The sequence below is a fragment of the Streptomyces sp. NPDC032126 genome (assembly GCF_055580085.1).
The window spans coordinates 108,438-132,899 of the sequence record NZ_JBVIMA010000006.1; the positions used below are offsets into that span (position 1 = coordinate 108,438).

Annotated in this window: 18 protein-coding genes; 16 read left to right on the top strand and 2 right to left on the bottom strand. The window is 70.9% G+C overall.

All coding sequences use genetic code 11. The features are described 5' to 3' along the window. The first annotated feature begins 5 nt into the window (after nt 1-5). The 14 genes from ACZ5NW_RS22900 (at nt 6) to recQ (ending at nt 18,036) form a co-directional block, all read left to right on the top strand. A complete protein-coding gene (locus tag ACZ5NW_RS22900; protein WP_023547484.1) occupies nt 6-560 on the top strand; it encodes a NuoB/complex I 20 kDa subunit family protein in 555 nt (184 codons plus the stop codon). After that, nucleotides 557-1,318 carry an NADH-quinone oxidoreductase subunit C gene (locus ACZ5NW_RS22905; RefSeq protein WP_468745748.1) on the top strand — a complete coding sequence of 254 codons (762 nt, stop codon included), beginning with the start codon at nt 557-559 and terminating at the stop codon, nt 1,316-1,318. Before ACZ5NW_RS22900 ends, ACZ5NW_RS22905 begins: the two co-directional genes overlap by 4 nt. After that, nucleotides 1,315-2,637 (top strand): NADH-quinone oxidoreductase subunit D, encoded by a 1,323-nt coding sequence (locus ACZ5NW_RS22910; protein WP_468745749.1) that lies wholly within the window; start codon nt 1,315-1,317, stop codon nt 2,635-2,637. Before ACZ5NW_RS22905 ends, ACZ5NW_RS22910 begins: the two co-directional genes overlap by 4 nt. Continuing rightward, nucleotides 2,634-3,413 carry an NADH-quinone oxidoreductase subunit NuoE gene (gene nuoE, locus ACZ5NW_RS22915; RefSeq protein WP_468745750.1) on the top strand — a complete coding sequence of 260 codons (780 nt, stop codon included), beginning with the start codon at nt 2,634-2,636 and terminating at the stop codon, nt 3,411-3,413. Before ACZ5NW_RS22910 ends, nuoE begins: the two co-directional genes overlap by 4 nt. Continuing rightward, complete coding sequence (gene nuoF / locus ACZ5NW_RS22920) at nt 3,413-4,762, top strand: NADH-quinone oxidoreductase subunit NuoF (protein ID WP_468745751.1); 1,350 nt, start codon at nt 3,413-3,415, stop codon at nt 4,760-4,762. Before nuoE ends, nuoF begins: the two co-directional genes overlap by 1 nt. Next, nucleotides 4,759-7,263 (top strand): NADH-quinone oxidoreductase subunit G, encoded by a 2,505-nt coding sequence (locus tag ACZ5NW_RS22925; protein ID WP_468745752.1) that lies wholly within the window; start codon nt 4,759-4,761, stop codon nt 7,261-7,263. Before nuoF ends, ACZ5NW_RS22925 begins: the two co-directional genes overlap by 4 nt. After that, nucleotides 7,260-8,624: an NADH-quinone oxidoreductase subunit NuoH gene (nuoH, locus tag ACZ5NW_RS22930; RefSeq protein ID WP_468745753.1), complete on the top strand. Its 1,365-nt coding sequence runs from the start codon at nt 7,260-7,262 to the stop codon at nt 8,622-8,624. The genes ACZ5NW_RS22925 and nuoH overlap by 4 nt, the downstream gene beginning before the upstream one ends. Then, entirely contained in the window at nt 8,617-9,234 is a 618-nt protein-coding gene (nuoI, locus tag ACZ5NW_RS22935) for an NADH-quinone oxidoreductase subunit NuoI (RefSeq protein WP_468745754.1), read from the top strand. The genes nuoH and nuoI overlap by 8 nt, the downstream gene beginning before the upstream one ends. Continuing rightward, nucleotides 9,231-10,073 carry an NADH-quinone oxidoreductase subunit J gene (locus ACZ5NW_RS22940; RefSeq protein ID WP_468745755.1) on the top strand — a complete coding sequence of 281 codons (843 nt, stop codon included), beginning with the start codon at nt 9,231-9,233 and terminating at the stop codon, nt 10,071-10,073. The genes nuoI and ACZ5NW_RS22940 overlap by 4 nt, the downstream gene beginning before the upstream one ends. After that, complete coding sequence (gene nuoK, locus ACZ5NW_RS22945) at nt 10,070-10,369, top strand: NADH-quinone oxidoreductase subunit NuoK (RefSeq protein ID WP_468745756.1); 300 nt, start codon at nt 10,070-10,072, stop codon at nt 10,367-10,369. The genes ACZ5NW_RS22940 and nuoK overlap by 4 nt, the downstream gene beginning before the upstream one ends. A 15-nt stretch (nt 10,370-10,384) precedes the next feature. Beyond that, nucleotides 10,385-12,349 (top strand): NADH-quinone oxidoreductase subunit L, encoded by a 1,965-nt coding sequence (gene nuoL / locus ACZ5NW_RS22950; RefSeq protein ID WP_468745757.1) that lies wholly within the window; start codon nt 10,385-10,387, stop codon nt 12,347-12,349. A gap of 5 nt (nt 12,350-12,354) precedes the next feature. Then, nucleotides 12,355-13,926 carry an NADH-quinone oxidoreductase subunit M gene (locus tag ACZ5NW_RS22955; RefSeq protein WP_468745758.1) on the top strand — a complete coding sequence of 524 codons (1,572 nt, stop codon included), beginning with the start codon at nt 12,355-12,357 and terminating at the stop codon, nt 13,924-13,926. Continuing rightward, nucleotides 13,923-15,581, top strand: a complete 1,659-nt coding sequence (gene nuoN, locus ACZ5NW_RS22960) for an NADH-quinone oxidoreductase subunit NuoN (RefSeq protein ID WP_468745759.1) — start codon at nt 13,923-13,925, stop codon at nt 15,579-15,581. Before ACZ5NW_RS22955 ends, nuoN begins: the two co-directional genes overlap by 4 nt. Before the next feature lie 424 nt (nt 15,582-16,005). Beyond that, complete coding sequence (recQ, locus tag ACZ5NW_RS22965) at nt 16,006-18,036, top strand: DNA helicase RecQ (RefSeq protein ID WP_468745760.1); 2,031 nt, start codon at nt 16,006-16,008, stop codon at nt 18,034-18,036. 61 nt (nt 18,037-18,097) lie between these two features. Here the strand turns inward: recQ and ACZ5NW_RS22970 are convergent, their stop codons facing one another. Further along, nucleotides 18,098-19,036: a M56 family metallopeptidase gene (locus ACZ5NW_RS22970; RefSeq protein WP_468745761.1), complete on the bottom strand. Its 939-nt coding sequence runs from the start codon at nt 19,034-19,036 to the stop codon at nt 18,098-18,100. A gap of 220 nt (nt 19,037-19,256) precedes the next feature. Next, on the bottom strand, nt 19,257-20,471 hold the full coding sequence (gene fahA / locus ACZ5NW_RS22975; protein ID WP_468745762.1) for a fumarylacetoacetase: 1,215 nt from the start codon (nt 20,469-20,471) through the stop codon (nt 19,257-19,259). Between the two features lie 324 nt (nt 20,472-20,795). Here fahA and ACZ5NW_RS22980 point away from each other — a divergent pair, with 324 nt between their 5' ends. Continuing rightward, the gene (locus ACZ5NW_RS22980; protein WP_468745763.1) at nt 20,796-22,022 is read left to right on the top strand and encodes a DegT/DnrJ/EryC1/StrS family aminotransferase; all 1,227 of its coding nucleotides are present in this window, start codon (nt 20,796-20,798) and stop codon (nt 22,020-22,022) included. Between the two features lie 43 nt (nt 22,023-22,065). Continuing rightward, nucleotides 22,066-24,462: a lipopolysaccharide biosynthesis protein gene (locus ACZ5NW_RS22985; RefSeq protein WP_468746160.1), complete on the top strand. Its 2,397-nt coding sequence runs from the start codon at nt 22,066-22,068 to the stop codon at nt 24,460-24,462.

Genomic DNA, 24,462 nt, shown 5'->3' on the forward strand with positions numbered 1-24,462 from the left:
ACGACATGGGACTCGAAGAAAAGCTGCCGAGCGGATTCCTGCTGACCACCGTCGAGCAGGCCGCGGGCTGGGTGCGCAAGGCGTCCGTCTTCCCCGCCACCTTCGGCCTCGCCTGCTGCGCCATCGAGATGATGACCACGGGCGCCGGACGCTACGACCTGGCGCGCTTCGGCATGGAGGTCTTCCGCGGATCGCCGCGCCAGGCGGACCTGATGATCGTCGCCGGCCGGGTCAGCCAGAAGATGGCGCCGGTCCTCCGGCAGGTCTACGACCAGATGCCCAACCCCAAGTGGGTCATCTCCATGGGTGTCTGCGCCTCCTCCGGCGGCATGTTCAACAACTACGCGATCGTCCAGGGCGTCGACCACATCGTCCCGGTCGACATCTATCTACCGGGCTGTCCGCCACGGCCCGAGATGCTGATGGACGCCATCCTCAAGCTCCACCACAAGATCCAGACCTCCAAGCTCGGCGTGAACGCCGAGGAGGCGGCTCGCGAGGCGGAGGAAGCGGCGCTCAAGGCCCTGCCCACGATCGAGATGAAGGGGCTGCTGCGGTGAGCGACGCCAACGGCAACGGCGTGAACGGTTCCTCGAACGGGGTGAACCCCGAGAAGGACCTCTCCACCTCCAACCTCCCCGGCCAGCGCGGCCAGGGCGGCGAGGAGATCCGCGTCCAGCGCGGCATGTTCGGCGCCGACAACGGCGGCGACACCTCCGGTTACGGCGGTCTGGTCCGCTCGGTCCGGCTCCCGGGTCCGGCGAGCCGGCCCTACGGCGGCTGGTTCGACGAGGTCGCCGACGAGCTGGAGGGTGCCCTGGAGGAGCAGGGCCTCCTGCCCGACAACGCGATCGAGAAGACGGTCGTCGACCGCGGCGAACTCACCTTCCACGTCGAACGCGAGCACCTCGTCCGCGTCGCCCGCACCCTGCGCGACGACCCGGCCCTTCGCTTCGAACTGTGCACCGGCGTCAGCGGCGTCCACTACCCGAGCGACAAGGGCCGCGAGCTGCACGCCGTCTACCACCTGCGCTCGATCACCCACAACCGGCTGATCCGCCTCGAAGTCAGCGCCCCGGACGCCGAGCCGCACATCCCGTCCCTGGTCTCCGTCTATCCGACGAACGACTGGCACGAGCGCGAGACCTACGACTTCTTCGGAATCGTCTTCGACGGTCACCCGGCCCTGACGCGGATCATGATGCCGGACGACTGGCAGGGCCACCCGCAGCGCAAGGACTACCCCCTCGGCGGCATCCCCGTCGAGTACAAGGGCGCCCAGATCCCGGCTCCGGACCAGCGGAGGTCGTACTCGTGAGCACGTCGCAAGCCTCTCCTCGCGAGACCACGGAAGGCACCGTATATACGGTCACCGGTGGCGACTGGGACGAGATCGTCCAGTCCGCGGCCCGCGCCGACGACGAGCGCATCGTCGTCAACATGGGTCCCCAGCACCCGTCCACCCACGGTGTGCTGCGCCTGATCCTGGAGATCGAGGGCGAGACGGTCACCGAGGCCCGCTGCGGCATCGGCTACCTCCACACCGGCATCGAGAAGAACCTCGAGTTCCGCACGTGGACGCAGGGCACCACCTTCGTCACGCGCATGGACTACCTGACGTCCTTCTTCAACGAGACCGCCTACTGCCTCGCCGTCGAGAAGCTCCTCGGCATCGAGGACCAGATCACCGAGCGCGCCAAGATCATCCGGGTGCTCCTGATGGAGCTGAACCGGCTCTCCTCCCACCTGGTGTGCATCGCCACCGGCGGCATGGAGCTCGGCGCCACCACGATCATGATCTACGGATTCCGTGATCGTGAAATGATTCTCGACATCTACGAGCTGGTCACGGGCCTACGCATGAACCACGCGTACATCCGGCCCGGCGGACTCGCCCAGGACCTGCCGCCCGGCGCGGTGGACCAGATCCGCGAGTTCGTGAAGAAGATGAAGAAGAACCTCCCGGAGTACGACAAGCTCGCCACCGGGAACCCCATCTTCAAGGCCCGCATGCAGGACGTCGGCTATCTCGACCTGGCCGGCTGCATGGCCCTCGGCGCGACCGGCCCCATCCTGCGCGCCGCCGGCCTCCCGCACGACCTGCGCAAGGCCCAGCCCTACTCGGGATACGAGACCTACGACTTCGACATCCCGACCGCCGACACCTGCGACTCCTACGGCCGCTTCCTCATCCGCCTGGAGGAGATGCGCCAGTCGCTGCGGATCATCGAGCAGTGCCTGGACCGGCTCCAGCCCGGCCCGGTCATGGTCGCCGACAAGAAGATCGCCTGGCCCGCCCAGCTCGCCCTGGGACCGGACGGCCTCGGCAACTCCCTCGACCACATCAAGAAGATCATGGGCACCTCCATGGAGGCCCTGATCCACCACTTCAAGCTGGTCACCGAGGGCTTCCGCGTCCCGCCGGGACAGGTGTACGCGGCCGTCGAGTCGCCCAAGGGCGAACTCGGGGTGCATGCCGTCTCCGACGGCGGCACCCGCCCCTACCGGGTCCACTTCCGGGACCCGTCCTTCACCAACCTTCAGGCCATGGCGGCGATGTGCGAGGGCGGCCAGGTCGCCGACGTCATCGTCGCCGTCGCGTCCATCGACCCCGTGATGGGAGGCGTCGACCGGTGACCACCTCTTCTTCGGACCGCGGCGTCAGCCTGGGCATGCCCGAGCTGCCCGCGCCCGCGTATCCGGACGACGTCCGGGCCCGGCTGGAGGGGGACGCGCGCGAGATCGTCGCCCGCTACCCCGACTCCCGCTCCGCGCTCCTGCCGTTGCTGCATCTCGTGCAGTCGGAGGAGGGCCACGTCACGCGCACCGGGATGCAGTTCTGCGCGGACGTGCTCGGCCTGACCACCGCCGAGGTCACCGCGGTCGCCACCTTCTACACCATGTACCGGCGCCGGCCGTCCGGCGACTACCAGGTCGGCGTGTGCACCAACACGCTCTGCGCGGTCATGGGCGGCGACGCGATCTTCGAGGAGCTCCAGGAGTACCTGGGCGTCGGCAACGGCGGGACCACCGACGACGGCAAGATCACGCTGGAGCACATCGAGTGCAACGCGGCCTGCGACTTCGCACCGGTCGTGATGGTCAACTGGGAGTTCTTCGACAACCAGACCGTGCAGAGCGCGAAGCGCCTGGTGGACGACCTGCGCATCGGGCGGACGGTGTCGCCCACGCGCGGCGCGCCGCTGTGCACCTTCAAGGAGACCGCGCGGATCCTGGCCGGCTTCCCCGACGAGCGGGACGGGGCCGTCGAGGCGGGCGGCAGCGCGGGACCGGCGTCACTGGTGGGCCTCCGCCTGGCCAAGGGCGAGAACGCGCCCGCGCGCGTGGTCCATCCGCGCGAGGAGTCCGAGGACGCGCGGACCAAGGGCGAGGCCACCGAGGAGGGGGAGTGATGACCTTGGCACCCGAGCTGAAAGACACCAGCCCCGAGAAGCTGCTCGCGCCCGTGCTGTCGGCCTTCTGGGACGAGGACAGGTCCTGGAGTCTGGACGTCTACCGACGGCACGACGGATACGAGGGACTTCGCAAGGCGCTCGCCATGTCGCCGGACGACGTGATCGCGTACGTCAAGGACTCCGGTCTGCGCGGACGCGGCGGCGCGGGATTCCCGACGGGAATGAAATGGCAGTTCATTCCCCAGGGTGATGGAAAGCCGCACTATCTAGTTGTCAACGCCGACGAGTCGGAGCCCGGAACGTGCAAGGACATTCCGCTCCTCTTCGCGAACCCGCACAGCCTCATCGAGGGCATTGTCATCGCGTGTTACGCCATCAGGTCTTCGCATGCCTTCATCTATCTGCGTGGTGAAGTCGTCCCTGTTCTGCGGCGGTTGCACGAGGCCGTGCGCGAGGCCTACGCGGCGGGCTACCTCGGGGAGAACATCCTGGGCAGCGGGCTCGATCTGACCCTCACCGTGCACGCCGGCGCCGGCGCGTACATCTGCGGTGAGGAGACAGCGCTGCTGGACTCCCTCGAAGGCCGCCGTGGTCAACCGCGGCTGCGTCCCCCCTTTCCTGCGGTGGCGGGCCTCTATGCGTGCCCGACTGTTGTGAACAACGTCGAGTCGATCGCGTCGGTTCCCGCGATTCTGCATCGGGGCAAAGAATGGTTCCGGTCGATGGGAAGCGAGAAGTCGCCGGGCTTCACGCTCTATTCGCTCAGCGGCCATGTCGCCAGCCCCGGGCAGTACGAGGCACCTCTCGGTATCACCCTCCGCCAGCTCCTGGAGATGAGCGGGGGCATGCGCCCCGGACACCGCCTGAAGTTCTGGACGCCGGGCGGCTCCTCGACCCCGATGTTCACCGACGAGCACCTCGACGTCCCTCTTGATTACGAAGGAGTGGGTGCCGCGGGTTCCATGCTCGGCACGAAAGCACTCCAGTGCTTCGACGAGACGACCTGCGTGGTGCGGGCGGTGACCCGCTGGACCGAGTTCTACGCCCACGAGTCCTGCGGCAAGTGCACACCCTGCCGTGAAGGCACCTACTGGCTGGTCCAGTTGCTGCGGGACATCGAGGCCGGCAAGGGACAGATGTCCGACCTCGACAAGCTCGCCGACATCGCCGACAACATCAACGGCAAGTCCTTCTGCGCCCTCGGCGACGGCGCCGCCTCGCCGATCTTCTCCTCGCTCAAGTACTTCCGCGAGGAGTACGAGCAGCACATCACGGGCCGCGGCTGCCCCTTCGACCCGGCCAAGTCGACGGCCTGGGCCGACCAGCACCTGGAGGTGAACGCATGACGGTGACCACCAGCGCTCCCTCCGGGGGCGGCGAGGCGGCGGTCCCGCCGGAAGATCTCGTGACGCTGACGATCGACGGCGCGGAGATCAGCGTGCCCAAGGGCACCCTGGTCATCCGGGCCGCCGAGCAGCTCGGCATCGAGATCCCCCGCTTCTGCGACCACCCGCTCCTCGACCCGGCCGGCGCCTGCCGCCAGTGCATCGTCGAGGTCGAGGGCCAGCGCAAGCCCATGGCGTCCTGCACGATCACCTGTACGGACGGCATGGTGGTGAAGACTCACCTCACCTCGCCGATCGCCGAGAAGGCCCAGCACGGAGTGATGGAGCTGCTGCTCATCAACCACCCGCTGGACTGCCCGGTCTGCGACAAGGGCGGCGAGTGCCCGCTGCAGAACCAGGCGATGTCGCACGGCCAGGCCGAGTCCCGCTTCGAGGGCCGCAAGCGGACCTACGAGAAGCCGGTCCCGATCTCCACCCAGGTGCTGCTCGACCGCGAGCGGTGCGTGCTGTGCGCCCGCTGCACCCGGTTCTCCAACCAGATCGCGGGCGACCCCATGATCGAACTGATCGAGCGGGGCGCCCTGCAGCAGGTCGGCACCGGTGAGGGCGACCCGTTCGAGTCGTACTTCTCCGGCAACACCATCCAGATCTGCCCGGTCGGCGCGCTCACCTCGGCGGCCTACCGGTTCCGCTCCCGCCCCTTCGACCTCGTCTCCTCGCACTCGGTGTGCGAGCACTGCTCCGGCGGCTGCGCGACGCGCACCGACCACCGGCGCGGCAAGGTCATGCGGCGCCTCGCGTCCCCGGACCCCGAGGTGAACGAGGAGTGGATCTGCGACAAGGGACGCTTCGCGTTCCGGTACGCGCAGCAGCGGGACCGCCTTCAGACGCCGCTCGTGCGCAACGCCGAGGGCGAACTGGAGCCGGCCTCCTGGCCCGACGCGCTGCAGATCGCCGCCCAGGGGCTGCTGGCCTCACGCGGGCGGACCGGCGTGCTGACGGGCGGCCGGCTCACCGTCGAGGACGCCTACGCGTACAGCAAGTTCGCGCGCGTGGCGCTCGACACCAACGACATCGACTTCCGCGCGCGCGTGCACAGCAGCGAGGAGGCCGACTTCCTCGCCGCCCGGGTCGCCGGACGCGGCCGTGACCTCGACGGCGCGGGTGTCACGTACACCTCCCTGGAGAAGGCGCCCGCGGTCCTGCTGGTCGGGTTCGAGTCGGAGGAGGAGGCGCCCGGCGTCTTCCTGCGGCTGCGCAAGGCGTGGCGCAAGCACGGCCTGACGGTGTTCTCCCTGGCCACCCACGCCACGCGGGGCCTGGAGAAGGCGGGCGGCACGCTGCTGCCGGCCGCTCCCGGCACCGAGACCAAGTGGCTGGACGCGCTGGCCGCCGGCACCGGCCTGGAGGAGCCGGGCGCGCGGGCCGCCGAGGCCCTGCGCGCCGAAGGCGCCGTCATCGTCGTGGGGGAGCGGCTCGCGGCGGTCGCCGGCGGGCTCACCGCCGCCGTGCGGGCCGCGACCGCGACCGGCGCGGAGCTGGTGTGGATTCCGCGCCGGGCCGGGGAGCGCGGCGCGATCGAGGCCGGGGCGCTGCCCTCGCTGCTGCCGGGCGGGCGTCCGGCGACCGATCCCCGCGCGCGTGAGGAGGTCGCCGCCGCCTGGGGCGTCGCCGAACTCCCGCACCGCTACGGCCGTGACACCGGCCAGATCGTCGAGGCCGCCGCGGGCGGGGAACTCCAGGCGCTGGTCGTGGCCGGCGTCGAGATCGCCGACCTGCCCGATCCGGCACGCGCGCGTACGGCACTGGACGAGGTGGGTTTCCTGGTCTCGCTGGAGCTGCGGCCCAGTGAGGTCACCCGGCACGCAGACGTGGTCCTGCCCGTGGCCGCCGTCGCCGAGAAGGCCGGCGCCTTCCTCAACTGGGAGGGCAGGGTGCGTTTCTTCGACGCCGCCCTCAAGCCCGACCAGATGACCCGGACGCTCGCGCCGAGCGACGCGCGCGTGCTGCAGATGCTGGCCGACGCCATGGACGTGCACCTCGGTCTGCCCGATCTGCGCACCACGCGCGCGGAGCTCGACCGGCTCGGCGGCTGGGACGGCCCGCGCGCCACCGACCCCTTCGAGACCGCCGCGACGTTGCCGCGGCCCGCCGTCGGGGAGGCCGTGCTCGCCGGGCACCGGCTGCTGCTCGACCAGGGTGTTCTGCAGGAGGGCGACGAGGCGCTCGCCGGGACGCGGCACGCGGCACGCGCACGCGTGTCGGCCGCCACGGCCGCCGAGGCCGGCGTCAAGGACGGCGATGTGCTCGCCGTGACCGGCCCCTCCGGGGCGGTCGAACTGCCGCTCCAGGTCACCGAGATGCCCGACCGGGTCGTCTGGCTCCCGCTGAACTCCGCCGGCGGGGGCGTCCCCTCCGACACCGGCGCGCGGCCGGGGTCCCTCGTCCGCATCGGCCCGGCCACCCCGGCCGCCGAAGCCCCCCAGGAGGTGGAGGCATGAGCCCGTACCTCGCCGCTGAAGACCTCTCCATGTTCGGCCACGACCCGTGGTGGCTGGTGGTCGTCAAGGCGGTCTTCTGCTTCGCCTTCCTGATGCTGACCGTGCTGTTCTCCATCGTGTGGGAGCGCAAGGTCGTCGCCTGGATGCAGTTGCGCATCGGCCCCAACCGGCACGGCCCCTGGGGCATGCTCCAGTCGCTCGCCGACGGCGTGAAGCTGATGCTCAAGGAAGACGTCATCGTCAAGCGCGCGGACAAGGTGGTGTACATCCTCGCGCCGATCGTCGCGGCCATCCCGGCGTTCATGGCGATCGCGGTGATCCCCTTCGGCCCGGCCGACAACCAGATCTCGATCTTCGGCCACCGCACCACGATGCAGCTCACCGACCTGCCGATCGCGATGCTCTACATCCTCGCGGTCGCCTCGGTCGGCATCTACGGCATCGTGCTCGCGGGCTGGAGCTCCGGATCCACGTACCCGCTGCTCGGCGGCCTGCGCTCCTGCGCACAGATGATCTCGTACGAGATCGCCATGGGCGCCGCGTTCGCCTCGGTGTTCCTCTACTCCGGGTCGATGTCGACGTCGACGATCGTCGAACAGCAGCAGGACCGCTGGTACATCCTCCTGCTGCCGGTCTCCTTCATCCTGTACATCGTCACGATGGTCGGCGAGACCAACCGCGCCCCCTTCGACATGCCGGAGTCCGAGGGCGACCTGGTCGGCGGCTTCAACACCGAGTACTCGTCGATCAAGTTCGCGCTGTTCATGCTCGCCGAGTACGTCAACATGGTGACCGTCTCGGCCGTGTCGACCACGCTGTTCCTCGGCGGCTGGCGGGCCCCGTGGCCGATCAGCTCCTTCTGGGAGGGCGCGAACCACGGCTGGTGGCCGATGCTCTGGTTCACCGTCAAGGTGCAGCTGCTGCTGTTCTTCTTCATCTGGCTGCGCGGCACCCTGCCCCGCGTCCGCTACGACCAGCTGATGAAGCTCGGCTGGAAGGTCCTCATCCCGGTGTCGGTGACCTGGCTGATGCTCGTCGCGACCGTGCGGACCCTGCGCAACGAGGACTACGACTTCGCCGACATCGCCCTCTACGTCGGCGGCGGCGTCCTCGCCCTCCTGCTGCTCTCCTTCGCCGCCGACATGTTCCGCGACAAGGGGCAGCAGCCCGAGCAGGTCGCCGAACAGCCCGTCGGATTCGACCCGTTGGCGGGCGGATTCCCCGTGCCGCCGCTGCCCGGACAGGAGCTGCCGCCGGTGCCCAGGCGCCGCCCGCGCCGGGAGCGGGAGCTCATTGTCAGTGGTGGGCCCGATACTCAGAGTGACGGATCGCTGGATGGAAAGGAGGCGTCCGATGGCTGAGGAGCCCAAGGAGACCAAGCCTGGTTTCATGAACCCGGTGGCCGGCTTCGGCGTGACCTTCAAGGCCATGTTCAAGAAGCGGCTGACCGAGCAGTACCCGGAGCAGAAGAAGACCACGGCTCCGCGGTTCCACGGACGGCACCAGCTCAACCGGCACCCGGACGGCCTGGAGAAGTGCGTCGGCTGCGAGCTGTGCGCCTGGGCCTGCCCCGCCGACGCCATCTACGTCGAGGGCGCGGACAACACGGACGAGGAGCGCTACTCCCCGGGCGAGCGGTACGGGCGGGTGTACCAGATCAACTACGCCCGCTGCATCCTGTGCGGCCTGTGCATCGAGGCGTGCCCCACGCGCGCGCTGACGATGACCAACGAGTTCGAACTGGCCGACTCCAGCCGCGCCAACCTCATCTACACCAAGGAGCAGCTGCTCGCCGGGCTCGACGAGGGCATGGTCGACACGCCCCACGCGATCTACCCGGGCATGGACGAGCAGGACTACTACCGGGGTCTGGTGACGGAGGCCGCGCCCGGCACCGAGCGCCAGGTCGCCGTCTCCAAGGGCGAACAGCCCTCCGCGGAGGAGCCGTCCGCAGAGGAGGTGGAGGCATGAGCGCGCAGCTCGCCGCCTACTCCACCTCCACCGGCGAGGCGTTCCAGTTCTGGGTGCTCGGCACGGTCGCGGTGATCGGCGCCCTGGCCACCGTCTTCATGAAGAAGGCCGTGCACAGCGCGCTCAGCCTGGCCGGCACCATGATCGTCCTGGCGGTGTTCTACCTCGCCAACGGCGCCTACTTCCTGGGCATCGTGCAGATCGTCGTCTACACCGGCGCGATCATGATGCTGTTCCTGTTCGTGGTGATGCTGGTCGGCGTGACCGCGGCGGACTCGCTGAAGGAGACCATCAAGGGCCAGCGCTGGCTGGCCCTCCTGTGCGGGCTCGGCTTCGGCATCCTGCTGTTCGCGGGCATCGGCAACGCCTCGCTGACGGAGTTCGACGGCCTCGGCCAGGCCAACTCCGGCGGCAACGTGGAGGGCCTCGCCCGCCTCATCTTCACCAAGTACGTGTTCGCCTTCGAAATCACCGGCGCCCTGCTGATCACGGCCGCCGTCGGCGCCATGGTGCTCACCCACCGGGAGCGCACCGAGCGCGCCAAGACCCAGCGCGAGCTGTCCGAGCAGCGCGTGCGCGAGGGCAAGCACGTCCCGCCGCTCCCGGCCCCGGGCGTGTACGCGCGGCACAACGCCGTCGACATCGCCGGCCTGCTGCCCGACGGCACCCCGTCGGAGCTCACGGTCAGCAAGACGCTGCGCGACCGCGGCCAGATCCGGGACGTGTCCGCCGAGGCCCTCGGCGACCTCAAGGCGCTGCAACAGCGCGCCGAGGAGCGCCTGGAGCGGGCCGAGATCGAGCCGCCGACCTTCAAGCGGACCGAGGAGGCGTCGAAGTGAACCCGGTCAACTACCTGTATCTCGCCGCCCTGTTGTTCACCATCGGCGCGACCGGCGTCCTGATCCGGCGCAACGCGATCGTCGTGTTCATGTGCGTCGAGCTCATGCTCAACGCGTGCAACCTCGCGTTCGTCGCCTTCTCCCGGATGCACGGCAATCTCGACGGCCAGGTCATCGCCTTCTTCACGATGGTCGTCGCCGCCGCGGAGGTCGTGGTCGGACTCGCGATCATCGTGTCGGTGTTCCGCGCCCGCCACTCGGCCTCGGTCGACGACGCCAGCCTGATGAAGCTGTAAGGGGTCGGAAGAATCGTGGAGAACCTCATCGCGCTGCTCATCGCGGCGCCCCTGCTCGGAGCGGCCGTCCTTCTGGTCGGCGGCCGTCGGCTCGACGCCGTCGGCCACTGGATCGGCACGCTCCTGTCGGCCGTCTCCTTCGTGTTCGGCCTGATCCTCTTCGCCGACCTGCTCGGCAAGAACAGCGATGACCGCACGCTCACCCAGCACCTGTTCAGCTGGGTCCCGGTCGAGGGCTTCCAGGCGGACGTCGCCTTCCGCCTCGACCAGCTGTCGATGACGTTCGTGCTGCTGATCACGGGCGTCGGCTCGCTGATCCATCTGTACTCGGTCGGGTACATGGAGCACGACGAGCGGCGCCGCCGCTTCTTCGGCTATCTGAACCTGTTCCTCGCGGCGATGCTGATCCTCGTCCTCGCCGACAACTACCTGCTGCTGTACGTCGGCTGGGAGGGCGTCGGTCTCGCCTCCTACCTGCTGATCGGCTTCTGGCAGCACAAGCCCAGCGCGGCCACCGCGGCGAAGAAGGCCTTCCTGGTCAACCGCGTCGGCGACATGGGCCTGTCGATCGCGATCATGCTGATGTTCACGACGTTCGGGACGTTCGCCTTCGGCCCGCTGCTCGGCTCCCACGAGGACGCGGGCCTCGCGGGCGACGCGAGCGAGGGCAAGCTGACCGCGATCGCCCTGATGCTGCTGCTCGCCGCCTGCGGCAAGTCCGCCCAGGTGCCGCTGCAGTCCTGGCTCGGGGACGCCATGGAGGGCCCGACCCCGGTCTCGGCCCTCATCCACGCGGCGACCATGGTGACCGCGGGCGTGTATCTGATCGTCCGCTCCGGCGCGATCTTCAACGCGGCTCCGGACGCGCAGCTGGTCGTCACCGTCGTCGGAGCGGTCACGCTCCTGTTCGGTGCGATCGTCGGTTGCGCGAAGGACGACATCAAGAAGGCGCTGGCCGGCTCGACCATGTCGCAGATCGGCTACATGGTGCTGGCGGCGGGCCTCGGCCCCATCGGCTACGTCTTCGCGATCATGCACCTGGTGACGCACGGCTTCTTCAAGGCCGGCCTGTTCCTCGGCGCCGGTTCGGTCATGCACGGCATGAACGACGAGGTCGACATGAGGAAGTACGGCGGCCTCAGGAGGTACATGCCGGTCACCTTCGTCACCTTCGGCCTCGGCTACCTCGCGATCATCGGCTTCCCGGGCCTGTCCGGCTTCTTCTCCAAGGACAAGATCATCGAGGCGGCCTTCGCCAAGGGCGGCACCGAGGGCTGGATCCTCGGCGGGTGCGCCCTGCTGGGCGCGGCGATCACCGCGTACTACATGACGCGCGTGATGCTGATGACGTTCTTCGGCGAGGAGCGCTGGCGGCACCAGCCGACCGCCTCCCCGGCCGAGCCCGGCGTGGAGCCCGCCGCCGAGACCCGGGGTGCCCACGCGGAGCCCCACCCGCACGAGTCGCCCAAGGTCATGACGATCCCGATGATCGCCCTCGCCTTCGGATCGGTGTTCGCCGGCGGCTTCTTCAGCATCGGCGACCGCTTCCTGAACTGGCTGGAGCCCGTGACCGGCCACGCGGAGGGCGACTCGCCGGTCAGCGCCCTCACGGTCACCCTCGCCACCATGGCGGTCCTGGTCGTCGGCGTGGCGATCGCGTACGCGCAGTACGGCCGCCGCCCGGTCCCGGTCGTCGCCCCGCGCGGTTCGCTGCTCACCCGCGCCGCCCGGCGCGACCTGCTCCAGGACGACTTCAACCACATCGTCCTGGTGCGCGGCGGCGAGCACCTCACGCGCTCCCTGGTCTACGTCGACCACACCCTGGTCGACGGTGTCGTCAACGGCACGGCGGCCTCGGTCGGCGGCCTGTCCGGACGGATGCGCAGGCTGCAGAACGGCTTCGCGCGCTCGTACGCGGTCTCGATGTTCGGCGGTGCGGCGCTCCTGATCGCCGCGACCCTGCTGATGAGGGCGGTCTGATACCGATGTCCTTTCCTCTGTTGACAGCGACAGCGGCGCTCCCGGCCGTCGGGGCGATCGCCACGGCCGCCGTGCCAGCGCAGCGGCGCAACGCCGCCAAGGCGCTCGCGCTGCTCTTCTCGCTCGGCACACTCGCCCTGGCGATCGCGGTCCTGGTCCGCTTCGACCCGGACGGCGCGCGCTACCAGCTCACCGAATCCCACTCCTGGATCAAGGAGTTCGGCGTCAGGTACGAGCTGGGGGTGGACGGCATCGCGGTGGCGCTGGTCGCGCTCACCGCCGTCCTGATCCCGTTCATCATCCTGGCGGGCTGGCACGACGCCGACCCGCTGGAGACCGGCAGCAAGCGGTGGCGGCCCACCCAGGGCTTCTTCGCGCTGATCCTGGGCGTCGAGGCGATGGTGATCCTCTCCTTCGAGGCCACCGACGTCTTCCTCTTCTACATCTTCTTCGAAGCCATGCTCATCCCGATGTACTTCCTCATCGGTGGCTTCGGGGACCGCGCCCACGAGCACGGCGAAAAGGCGGCGTCCACGCAACGGTCGTACGCCGCCGTGAAGTTCCTGCTCTACAACCTGGTCGGCGGTCTGATCATGCTGGCCGCGGTGATCGGCCTGTACGTGGTCGCGGGCAACTTCAGCCTCCAGGAGATCGCCGAGGCGCGGGCCAACGGCTCGCTCCACATGGCGACCAGCACCGAACGCTGGCTGTTCCTCGGCTTCTTCTTCGCCTTCGCGGTGAAGGCGCCGCTGTGGCCGCTGCACACCTGGCTGCCCAACGCGATGCAGGAGGCCACCGCCCCGGTCGCCGTCCTGATCACCGCGGTCGTCGACAAGGTGGGCACCTTCGCGATGCTCCGCTTCTGCCTCCAGCTGTTCCCGGAGGCGTCGAAGTGGGCGACGCCGGTCATCCTCGTCCTCGCCCTGATCAGCATCGTCTACGGCGCGCTGCTCGCGGTCGGCCAGCGCGACATCAAGCGGCTGGTGGCGTACGCGTCGATCTCGCACTTCGGCTTCATCATCCTGGGCATCTTCGCGATGACCAGCCAGGGCCAGTCGGGCGCGACGCTGTACATGGTCAACCACGGGATCTCGACGGCCGCGCTGATGCTCGTCGCCGGCTTCCTGATCTCGCGGCGCGGCTCGCGGCTCATCGCGGACTACGGCGGGGTGCAGAAGGTCGCCCCGGTGCTCGCCGGCACCTTCCTGATCGGCGGTCTGGCGACCCTGTCGCTGCCGGGCCTCGCGCCCTTCGTCAGTGAGTTCCTGGTCCTGGTCGGCACCTTCTCGCGCTATCCGGCGGTCGGGATCATCGCGACCTTCGGCATCGTGCTCGCCGCGCTCTACACCCTCGTCCTCTACCAGCGGACGATGACGGGCCCGGTGAAACCGGAGGTGTCCGCGATGCCCGACCTCAGGGCGCGGGAACTCCTGGTCGTCGCCCCGCTGGTCGTACTGCTGATCTTCCTGGGCGTCTACCCGAAGCCCGTCACGGACATCGTCAACCCGGCGGTCAAACAGACCCTGTCCGACGTACAGAAGAAGGACCCCCGGCCCGAGGTGGAGGCGGCCAAGTGAGCGCAACAGCCGTCCACAGCCTGTGGACAACAGCGGCGACCGCCGCCGATCCGGTCGCGAAGATCGACGCGCCGAAGATCGAATACGGACAATTGTCGCCCACCCTGATCGTCGTGGGCGCGGCGGTCGTCGGCGTACTGATCGAGGCGTTCGTGCCGCGCAAGCACCGCTACCACGCCCAGGTGTTCGTGTCCGTCGTCGCGCTGGTGGCCGCGTTCGCCGCGGTCGTCGCCCTCGCGGCCGACGGATACGGCACCACCAAGGCACGCATCGCTGCGATGGGCGCCATCGCGGTCGACGGGCCGGCGCTCTTCCTTCAGGGCACGATCCTCCTGGCCGCGCTGGTCGGCCTGTTCACCTTCGCCGAGCGGCGCCTCGACCCCGTGGCGCACGGCAACCGCGTCGACTCCTTCGCCGCGCAGGCCGCGTCCGTGCCCGGCAGCGACAGCGAGAAGGCCGCCGTCAAGGCGGGCTTCACCACCACCGAGGTCTTCCCGCTGCTGCTGTTCGCGGTCGCGGGCATGCTGGTCTTCCCCTCGGCGAACGACCTGCTGACGCTGTTCATCGCCCTGGAGGTCTTCTCACTGCCGCTGTACCTGCTGTGCGCGCTGGCCCGCCGCAAGCGGCTGATGTCGCAGGAAGCCGCGGTCAAGTACTTCCTGCTCGGCGCGTTCGCCTCGGCGTTCACCCTGTTCGGCATCGCCCTGCTGTACGGCTACGCGGGCTCGGTGTCGTACGCGACGATCTCCCAGGTCGTCGACGGCACGATCACCACCGTCGACCCGGCGCTCGCCGACACCATGGGCAACGACGCGCTGCTGCTGATCGGCGCCGCGATGCTCGGCATGGGCCTGCTGTTCAAGGTGGGCGCGGTGCCCTTCCACATGTGGACACCGGACGTCTACCAGGGCGCGCCGACCCCGGTCACCGGCTTCATGGCCGCCGCGACCAAGGTGGCCGCCTTCGGCGCGCTGCTGCGCGTGCTGTACGTCGTCCTGCCCGGCCTGCGCTGGGACTGGCGGCCGGTCATGTGGGGCGTCGCCATCGTCACCATGCTGGGCGGTGCGATCGTCGCCATCACGCAGACCGACATCAAGCGGCTGCTGGCGTACTCGTCGATCGCGCACGCGGGCTTCATCCTCGCGGGTGTCATCGCGACCACGCCCGACGGCATCTCCTCCGTGCTGTTCTACCTGGCCGCGTACTCGTTCGTGACGATCGGGGCGTTCGCGGTGGTCACGCTCGTCCGCGACGCGGGCGGTGAGGCGACGCACCTGTCGAAGTGGGCCGGCCTCGGCCGGCGCTCCCCGCTGGTGGCGGCCGTGTTCGCGGTGTTCCTGCTGGCCTTCGCCGGCATTCCGCTGACGTCCGGCTTCACCGGGAAGTTCGCCGTGTTCAAGGCGGCCGCGGACGGCGGCGCCGCGCCGCTGGTCGTGGTCGGTGTGATCTCGTCGGCGATCGCCGCGTTCTTCTACATCCGCGTCATCGTGCTGATGTTCTTCAGCGAGCCGACGCCCGAGGGGCCCACCGTCGCCGTGCCGTCGCCGATGACGATGATGGCGATCGGGGTCGGCGTCGCGGTCACGCTGGTGCTGGGTGTGGCGCCGCAGTACTTCCTCGACCTGGCTGATCAGGCGGGGGTGTTCGTGCGCTGAGCGCTTGAGCGCGGCGAGCGGGTGCGCTGGGCCCCGGTTCCCTGATGGGAGCCGGGGCCCTTCGCGTGCGGTCAGCCGATCGAGTCGAACAGGTCGTCGTCGGCCGGGGGTGTCGTTCCCGGGCACGTCACGGTGGGGTTCCAGGGCTTGAACGGGCCGGCGGGGTTGTCCTGGTAGATCCACGCGTGCAGGTCGTAGTGGACCCCCGACGGCCATCGGCTCGTACTGGTACCTGCCCGTCGCCGTGTACGTCTTGACGAGCTGCGCCCGGATGAGGGCGCCATGCGCCGCGGTCCATCGGACCGACCGCCGTCAAGCCGGCTCCGCCGAGTCACCCCATCGGGTCTGTGGATAACTCCGGCGGTGTCACCGCTGAGCCCTATCGTGGAGGCAGTGGTCGAGGGACGACGTCGGGGGCGAGGCGATGGGTGGGATGGGCGGGATCGGCGAGATGGCAAGGGTGACCGAGGCGGAAGCGACGGCCGGCAGCGAGGCGGCGGCCGCGCTGCACCGGGTCTTCGGGTACGAGACCTTCCGTGGCGAGCAGGAAGCGATCATCGAGCATGTGGTGGCCGGCGGGGACGCGGTCGTCCTCATGCCGACCGGCGGCGGCAAGTCGCTGTGCTACCAGATCCCGGCCCTGGTCAGACCCGGCACGGGCGTCGTGGTCTCCCCGCTGATCGCTCTGATGCAGGACCAGGTGGACGCGCTGAGGGCGCTCGGCGTGCGCGCCGGTTTCGTCAACTCCACCCAGGACTTCGACGAGCGGCGCACGGTCGAGGCCGAGTTCCTGGCCGGCGAGCTGGACCTGCTCTATCTCGCTCCGGAGCGCCTGCGCCTGGACTCCACCCTGGACCTGCTCTCCCGGGGCAAGATCTCCGTCTTCGCGATCGACGAGGCGCACTGTGTCTCCCAGTGGGGTCACGACTTCCGCCCGGACTACCTCGCGCTCTCCCTGCTCGGCGAGCGCTGGCCGGACGTCCCGCGCATCGCGCTCACGGCGACGGCCACGCGTGCGACGCACGAGGAGATCACCCAGCGGCTCCACATGCCGGCCGCCCGGCACTTCGTCGCCAGCTTCGACCGGCCGAACATCCAGTACCGGATCGTGCCGAAGGCCGACCCCAAGAAGCAGCTGCTGAGCTTCCTGCGCGAGGAGCACGCGGGCGACGCGGGCATCGTCTACTGCCTGTCGCGCAAGTCCGTCGAGGCCACGGCCGAGTTCCTCACCCGCAACGGCATCGAGGCGGTGCCCTACCACGCCGGCCTGGACGCGGGCACGCGCGCGGCGCACCAGTCCCGGTTCCTGCGGGAGGAGGGCCTGGTCGTGGTGGCGACCATCGCCTTCGGGATGGGCATCGACAAGCCGGACGTGCGCTTCGTCGCCCACCTCGACCTGCCCAAGTCGGTCGAGGGCTACTACCAGGAGACGGGCCGCGCCGGCCGCGACGGACTGGCCTCCACGGCCTGGATGGCGTACGGCCTCAACGACGTCATACAGCAGCGCAAGCTGATCCAGTCCGGCGAGGGCGACGAGGCGTTCCGCCGCCGGGCCCAGGCCCACCTGGACGCGATGCTGGCGCTGTGCGAGACGGCCCGCTGCCGCCGGGGCCAGCTCCTCGTCTACTTCGGTCAGGATGCCGATCCGGTGGGCTGCGGCAACTGCGACACCTGCCTGACACCGCCGGAGACCTGGGACGGCACGATCGCGGCGCAGAAGGTGCTGTCCACGGTGGTGCGGCTCCAGCGGGAGCGCGGGCAGAAGTTCGGCGCCGTGCAGATCATCGACATCCTGCTGGGCAAGCGCACCGGCAAGGTCATCCAGTTCGACCACGATCAGCTGTCCGTGTTCGGCATCGGCCAGGAGCTGACCGAGGGCGAATGGCGCGGTGTCGTACGGCAGTTGCTCGCCCAGGGGCTGCTCGCGGTCGAGGGGGAGTACGGCACGCTGGTGCTGACCGAGGCCAGTGGGACGGTGCTGCGGCGGGAGCGGGAGGTGCCGCTGCGCAAGGAGCCGAAGAAGGCGGCGACCTCGCGGTCGGCGTCGGGTTCGGCGGGGTCCTCGGGCTCCGGGCGGGGCAAGGCCAAGGCCGTGGCGGCCGAGCTGCCGGAGGCGTTGGTGCCCGCGTTCGAGGCGCTGCGGGCGTGGCGGGCCGAACGGGCCCGGGAGCAGGGCGTTCCGGCGTACGTCATCTTCCACGACGCCACCCTCCGGGAGATCGTCACCGCGTGGCCGACGTCCGTGAGACAGCTGGGCGGCATCAGCGGCGTCGGCGAGAAGAAGCTGGCGACGTACGGCGAGGGCGTCATCGCGGCCCTGGCCGAACTGGGCGACGCGCCGGGCTCGGCCTCGGGGGGTGTCGACGGGCCCCCTTCCGGTTCGGGTTCCGGTGGCGGGGCGGACGACGACTGGCCGGAGATGGACAGGGAGCCCGAGCCGGACGACTGGATATAGGCGCCGGGAGCGGCCGTGGTGCCGCGTGCGCCCTGAGCGCCGTCCCCAGGGCGAGGTGTCGCTAGGACAGCGCCGTCAGTCCCGGGGCGAACGTGATCAGCAGGGGGAGCAGCGGGACCAGGGCGGCCACCGCTGTGGTCAGCGCGCGGTGTCTGCGGGGCAGGCGGGGCGGGGGCTGGAGGAGGCGGTCCACGCGTTCGCCCAGGAGGCGGTGGCTGGAGGCGCAGGACAGGACGCCTCGGTGTTGGTTCAGTTCGATCAGGGCCAGGGCCGTCGTGAGGTGACCGCAGCGGCGGGAGGCCGTGTCGTCGGCGGCGAGTTCGACCAGGCGGTGGGTCTGATCGCAGAAGTGGGCGAAGAGCGGGACACGCGGGAAGCCCGTCGCCAGGGCGGTCGACAGATGCAGCAGCCAGTCGTGGCGGGCGCGGGCGTGACCGCGCTCATGGGTCAGGACGGCGTCGAGCTGATGGGAGGTGAGGCGGTGCAGGGCACCGGTAGTGACGATGAGCTGAGGCGGGCTGCCGGGCATCCACCAGGCGTCCGGATACTCGTCCTCCAGGACGAGCAGGGGACCGCGCCCGGATCCCAGGCCGGCCGGCAGGTCGGGGGCGCGTTCCCGTAGGTGGGCGCGGGCCTGGACGCGGCGACGGCGGGCCTCGACCAGCTCGCGGGCGAGCATCGCGGTGGTCCACGCGGCCCCGCAGGCCAGCAGCACGGTGAGGGCGGCCGCCCAGACGGGGGCCGTGGACAGGTCGTACGCCTCGGCCACTCCGGGCGGCGCGGGGGCGAACACCCGGGAGCGGACGGTGTGGAAGACGGCGGCCGCACCGAGGGTCAGGGCCGTCAGACAGCACAGCAGGACCGTGGCGACCAGGCACTGCCACACCCACAGGGCGAGCACGGGGTCCCGTTCCGGCCAGGTGGCGCGGGTCAGGGCGCGTGGGGCCGGCACGGCGGCCGTCAGGGCGACGGTGCTCAGCAGGAGCAGGCAGAAGGTCATGCCGGGGGCTCCGGATCCTGTTCGGAGAGGCGGAGGTGTCGTCTGGTGCTCGGGGTGGTGCGGCGGCTTGGGGTGGTGCTCGGTGGCGCGGTCGGCTTGGGGTGGTGATCGGGCGGTGCGATCGACTCGAGGTGGTGCTCGGGTGGTGCTCGGCTGGTGCGGGGCGGCGGGCTCTGCGGGATCGTGCCCGCCGCCAGTATGACGGCGTGGGGCGTGGGCGTCAGCCTGCGGTGACGCGGCCGGTGACCTCGCCCAGGCCGACGCGCCGTCCGTCCGGGCCCGGCGCCCAGGCGGAGAGGGTCACCACGTCGCCGTCCTCCAGGAACGTCCGCTTGCCGTCGGGGAGTTCGAGGGGGTCGCGGCCGTTCCAGGTCAGCTCCAGCAGGGAGCCGCGCTCGCGCTCGGCGGGGCCGCTCACCGTGCCGGAGCCGTAGAGGTCGCCGGTGCGCAGGGACGCGCCGTTGACCGTCATGTGGGCGAGTTGCTGGGCGGCGGTCCAGTACATGGTGGAGAACGGGGGCTCGGAGATCACATGACCGTTGATCGAGATCGAGATGCGCAGGTCGTAGCCGGCGGGTTCGGTGCCCGCGTCGTCCAAGTAGGGCAGCAGGGGGTGCGTGCGCTGCGGCGGTGCGGTGCGGGCCTCCTCCAGCGCCTCCAGCGGGGTGATCCAGGCGGACACCGAGGTGGCGAAGGACTTGCCGAGGAAGGGGCCGAGGGGGACGTACTCCCAGGCCTGGATGTCGCGGGCGGACCAGTCGTTGAGCAGGCAGAGGCCGAAGACGTGGTCGCGGTAGCCGTCGAGGCCCACGGGGCTGCCCATGGGGGAGGGCACGCCGACGACGAAGCCGACCTCGGCCTCGATGTCGAGCCGGACCGAGGGGCCGAAGACCGGGGCGGGGTCCGTGGGGGCCTTGCGCTGCCCGGCGGGACGGACGACATCGGTCCCCGAGACCACGACCGTGCCGGAGCGGCCGTGGTAACCGATCGGCAGATGCTTCCAGTTGGGCGTCAGGGAGTCGGCCGCGTCGGGGCGGAACATCTGGCCGACGTTCCGGGCGTGGTTCTCGGAGGCGTAGAAGTCGACGTAGTCGGCGACCTCGAAGGGCAGGTGCAGGGTCACCGAGGACAGGGGGCGCAGCAGCGGGGTGACCGCCTCGCGGTGCGCCGGGTCCGTGACCGCCTCGGTGAGGGTGCGCCGTACCTCCGACCAGGTGGTGCGGCCCGCCGCGAGCAGCGGGTTGAGGGTGGGGCGGGCGAGCAGGGGGGCGTGGGGCGAGCCGAGCGCGCGTGCGGCGGCGCCCGCGTCGAGGACGTGGTCGCCGAGCCGTACGCCGACGGTGCGCTCCTCGGGGGCGTCCGGGAGCGAGTAGACGCCGTACGGAAGGTTGTGCGGGCCGAAGGGGTCGCCCTCGGGGAGGTCGAACGGGGGCATCGGGTGCTGCCTCGCTTTCATGTTCGCCATGTGGTGCTCGCGGGTGCTCCGCGGGTGCGGAGAGCCGGGCCACACGTTACGGCCGAGGGTGCGCGGGAGGCACGAGGTGGGAGGGGTGAGCCCGCCGACATCGCACCTCGCACGGCGTCCCGGGCCTCGTCCTGGATCCCGCCCGGCCCACAGCTCTCCGCGACCACGCGGGTACGGGAAGTTATCCACAGGCCGGTGCGCAATCTTGACGGAGCGGTGCGAACGGGGAGACTCTGGGCGGGTGCCGGAGGGTCTCGGGGAGGGGGCTCTCGCACGGCACGTCTTGGGGGGCGGATGGCCATTGGGGAGGCCGGCCTCGGGTCCGCGCGGCGTGGCGCACAGCTGAACCGGCTGGAAGCGACCATGCGCGGCAGACTCGGCCGGGAATGCGTGTACGTGCCGTCGTGCCGGTTCGGGCTGTTCGTGGCCCTGCGCCACTGGTGCCCGCCCGGCGGACGGGTGCTGATGTCGCCGGTCAACGACGACGTGATCTTCTTCGTGGTGCTCGCGGCGGGCCTCAGGCCCGTGCAGGCGCCGCTCGACCCGCTGGACGCGTCCATCGACATCGATGCCGTGCCCGACGAGGTGTGGGGTTCGCTGTCGGCGGTCCTGACGGCGAACCTCTACGGCAACCCGGACGACGCGTCGCGGCTGCGGGAGCGGTGCGACGCGCTGGGCATCCCGCTGTTCGAGGACGCGGCGCACGCCGTCGGCAGCCGGAGCGGCGGCCGGCCGGTCGGGGCCTGGGGGGACGCCTCCGTCTTCAGCCTGTCCAAGCATGTCGGGGCGAAGGCCGGGGGATTCCTGTCCTGCGCCGATCCGGGACTGCGCGAGGCCCTGGAGAAGACCTGCGCGGATCTGCTGCTGCCGGGCCGGCTCACCGCTGAACTCGCCTACGCCGTCCGGCCGTACGCCGAGGCGGCGGTGCGGGGGCTGGGGCTGCGGCGGGCGGCCTGGGCGACGCTGAGGCTGCTCGGCCGGATGGAGCGCGAGGGGATCCGGATGCCGCTGCGCCCCGGGGAGCTGGCCCGCGCGGTCGACGCGGCGCCGGATCTCACGGCACACGACGCGTGGGTGCGGGTCGACATGCACGACTACCGGCTGCGGTCCGGAGGGCTGCGACTGGGCCGGGTCCAGCGCCGACTCGACCGGCTCGACGAGGTGCTGGCCGCCTGCCGGGAGGGCACCGAGCTGCTGTTGTCGACGCGGTGGGCGCGGCCCGCCCGGGAGGGGGGCCAACCGCTCTTCCGGGTGCCGCTGTTCGTCGCGGACCGGGACGCGGCGAGGGCGGCGCTGGCCCGGCGGGGCATCGTCGTCGGGTATCTGTACGACCCGCCGCTGGACGACTACGCGGGCGCGAGGTTCACCGATGTGTCGCCCCGTCCCGAGGGGGCGCGCTGGTTCGCACGGCACGCGCTGCCCGTGGATCCGCTGCGCGCCCGTGAGGTGGTGCGGGTGCTGGAGGAGTCCGGGGCGCGGCCGGCCGAGGCACCGGGAGGGCTGGAGCCGCCCCGTGGCTGACACCAGGGCCGGGACATCGGCCGAGATCGAGGTGCCGGAGCCCATGGGGCCCGGCGGGCCGGCCGGGGGCCGGGAGGGGACGGGGTCCGGCGCGGGGGCGCCGGCCGCCGACTCGCTGTTCAGGAACGCGTACTTCCTGATGCTCAGCACCGCTGTCTCCGCCGTGCTCGGCCTGGGCTTCTGGCTCGTGGCCGCCCGCTACTACTCGGAGGAGGCCGTCGGACAGGGCTCGGCCGCGATCGCCGCGATGAGGCTGCTGGCCAGCATCACGGCGACCACGATGATCGGCGCCGTCGTCCGGTTCGTGCCGCGCGCGGGACGGGCGACGGGGTCGCTGGTGTGGCGGGCGTACGCGGCGAGTTCGGTGGTCGTGACCGTCGCGGCCGTGGTCTTCCTGCTCACGCTCGGCCTGTGGGGCGACTCGTACGCGCCACTGGGGACGCCGGCGGCGGGGGCGGCGTTCGTCGCGGCATGCGTGGCGTGGGCGCTGCTCACCCTCCAGGACGGGGTGCTGACCGGGCTGCGCAGATCCGGGTGGGTGCCGCTGGGCAACGCGGTGTTCTCGATCGGCAAGCTGATCCTGCTGGTGGTCTTCGCGACGGCGCTGCCGGTGCTCGGGATCTTCGTGTCCTGGGCGGTCGCGATCGCCTTCTCGACGGTGCCGCTGGGCTGGCTGATCTTCCGGCGGCTCATTCCCCGCCAGGAGGCCGCCGACCGGCACCTGGAGCCGCCCCGTCTGCGGGAGATGGGCCGCTTCCTCGCCGGGGACTCCCTGGGCGCGCTGTTCAGCCTGGCGATGATCAACCTGCTGCCGGTGATGGTCGCGGTGCGCTTCAGCGCGGCCGAGAACGGCTACTTCTACGTGGCGTACACCGTCGGCGGCACGATGGAGTTCATGGCCATCAACATGGCCTCCTCGCTCACCGCGCACGCCTCGCACGATCCGCGCCATCTCGTCGACGGGGTGCGCGGGGCGCTGCGGCGGATGACGCTGCTGCTGGTGCCGGTGGTCGCGGTGCTGGTGCTGTTCGCGCCGCGGATCCTCATGCCGTTCGACGAGAACTACGCCGAACACGGCACCACCGTGCTGCGGCTGCTCGCCGCCGGGGCGCTGCCGAGGGTCGTGGTCGAGCTGTACATCGGCGTGTTGCGCGTACAGGGGCGCACGGGGGTGCTCGCGGCGCTCCAGGGCGCGATGTGCGCCCTCGTCCTGGGCAGCGCGGCCGCGCTGTTCGCCCCGGCCGGGATCGCGGGCGCGGGCTGGGCGGTGCTGCTCAGCATGACGCTGATCGCGGCCGTGTCGGTGGTGGGGCTGCGGCGCGCGTTGCGTCCGGAGGACGCCCGGCCCGGAAGCACCGGCAGGAGGCCGCCTCGCGTCGGGTCCTCGGTAGCCGCCGAGGCGGGCCCCACGCCAACGTCCAGGTCCGCGCCACCGTCCCCGTCCACGGACATGGACACCGGCACGGCCGCCGGGGCCGCCCCCACTCCCGGCTACGGCACCCGGTGGGCACGGCTGAACGCCACCGCCGGGTATGGCACCACGTGGGCCGGGCGGGCGGCGCACGATCAGGGGGAGTTCGACGAGGACACCGTCGCGCTGTTCATCGGGCGCCCGGGATACGAGCGGGAGGCGCTGGAGGCCGACACGCTCGCGATGATCGTACGGCGGCAACGGCCGGCGTCCGACGGGCCGTTGGACAGGCGCGGATCAGGGGGCGGCTTCGGGGGCGGAACGAGCGAACCGGAGCCGGAGTACGCGGCGCGCGGGCTGTGGTCCGAGGCGGGGCAGCGCCGGCTGCGCGGGGGACTGTGGTGGCTGCTCGCCGCCTCGGTCGCCGTGTTCGCGGTGACGACGCGCCATCTGCCCTGGCTCGGGGACGGGCCCGCGATCGGCGCGGGCGGGCTGCTCGGCGGGCGCGAGATGCTCGACGCGCTGCCCGTCGGGGCGCTGGGCGCGGTGGTCGTGCTGCTCGTGCTGTACGCCGCGTCGGTGACGCTGTGTCTGCGCCAGGAGCCGTGGCTGCCCGGGACCGCGCTGGGGGCCGCCGTGCTCGCCCTGTACGCGATACCGGTCGCGCTCGGGCGGGAACCGGATCCGGTGGGTGGGACGTTCTATAGGGAAACGGCCCGTTTCCTCGCGCAGGCGGCGGGCATCGACGGGCCCGGGCCGCTGCTGCGTTGGGCGCCGCCGGTCTTCCAGTTGCTGTTGCTTGTCGTGCTGTGGCAGTTGCTCGGGCTCAGGGGCGGGCGGTTGCCGTGGGCGGCGCGCTGGGGGCTCGTGTATCTCGCCGCGGTGGGGGGCTGGGCGTGGCGGGAGGCGCTCGCGCCGGTCGCGTTGCCCGCGCTCGCGCTGCTGTTCATGACCGTTCTGCTGCTGTCGCTGCGCCGCGCCGAGCCGACCGTGCGTGACCTGGACGAAAAGGGCCGATCGAGCGCCTGA

Coding starts and splice junctions, on each gene's coding strand:
- ACZ5NW_RS22970 (WP_468745761.1), bottom strand. CDS start 19,036: ATGACCTTCTGCCTGCTCCTGCTGAGCACCGTCGCCCTGACGGCCGCC.
- nuoH (WP_468745753.1), top strand. CDS start 7,260: ATGAGCCCGTACCTCGCCGCTGAAGACCTCTCCATGTTCGGCCACGAC.
- ACZ5NW_RS22980 (WP_468745763.1), top strand. CDS start 20,796: ATGGCCATTGGGGAGGCCGGCCTCGGGTCCGCGCGGCGTGGCGCACAG.
- nuoF (WP_468745751.1), top strand. CDS start 3,413: ATGACCTTGGCACCCGAGCTGAAAGACACCAGCCCCGAGAAGCTGCTC.
- fahA (WP_468745762.1), bottom strand. CDS start 20,471: ATGCCCCCGTTCGACCTCCCCGAGGGCGACCCCTTCGGCCCGCACAAC.
- ACZ5NW_RS22955 (WP_468745758.1), top strand. CDS start 12,355: ATGTCCTTTCCTCTGTTGACAGCGACAGCGGCGCTCCCGGCCGTCGGG.
- nuoI (WP_468745754.1), top strand. CDS start 8,617: ATGGCTGAGGAGCCCAAGGAGACCAAGCCTGGTTTCATGAACCCGGTG.
- ACZ5NW_RS22940 (WP_468745755.1), top strand. CDS start 9,231: ATGAGCGCGCAGCTCGCCGCCTACTCCACCTCCACCGGCGAGGCGTTC.
- recQ (WP_468745760.1), top strand. CDS start 16,006: ATGGGTGGGATGGGCGGGATCGGCGAGATGGCAAGGGTGACCGAGGCG.
- ACZ5NW_RS22925 (WP_468745752.1), top strand. CDS start 4,759: ATGACGGTGACCACCAGCGCTCCCTCCGGGGGCGGCGAGGCGGCGGTC.
- ACZ5NW_RS22900 (WP_023547484.1), top strand. CDS start 6: ATGGGACTCGAAGAAAAGCTGCCGAGCGGATTCCTGCTGACCACCGTC.
- ACZ5NW_RS22985 (WP_468746160.1), top strand. CDS start 22,066: ATGGGGCCCGGCGGGCCGGCCGGGGGCCGGGAGGGGACGGGGTCCGGC.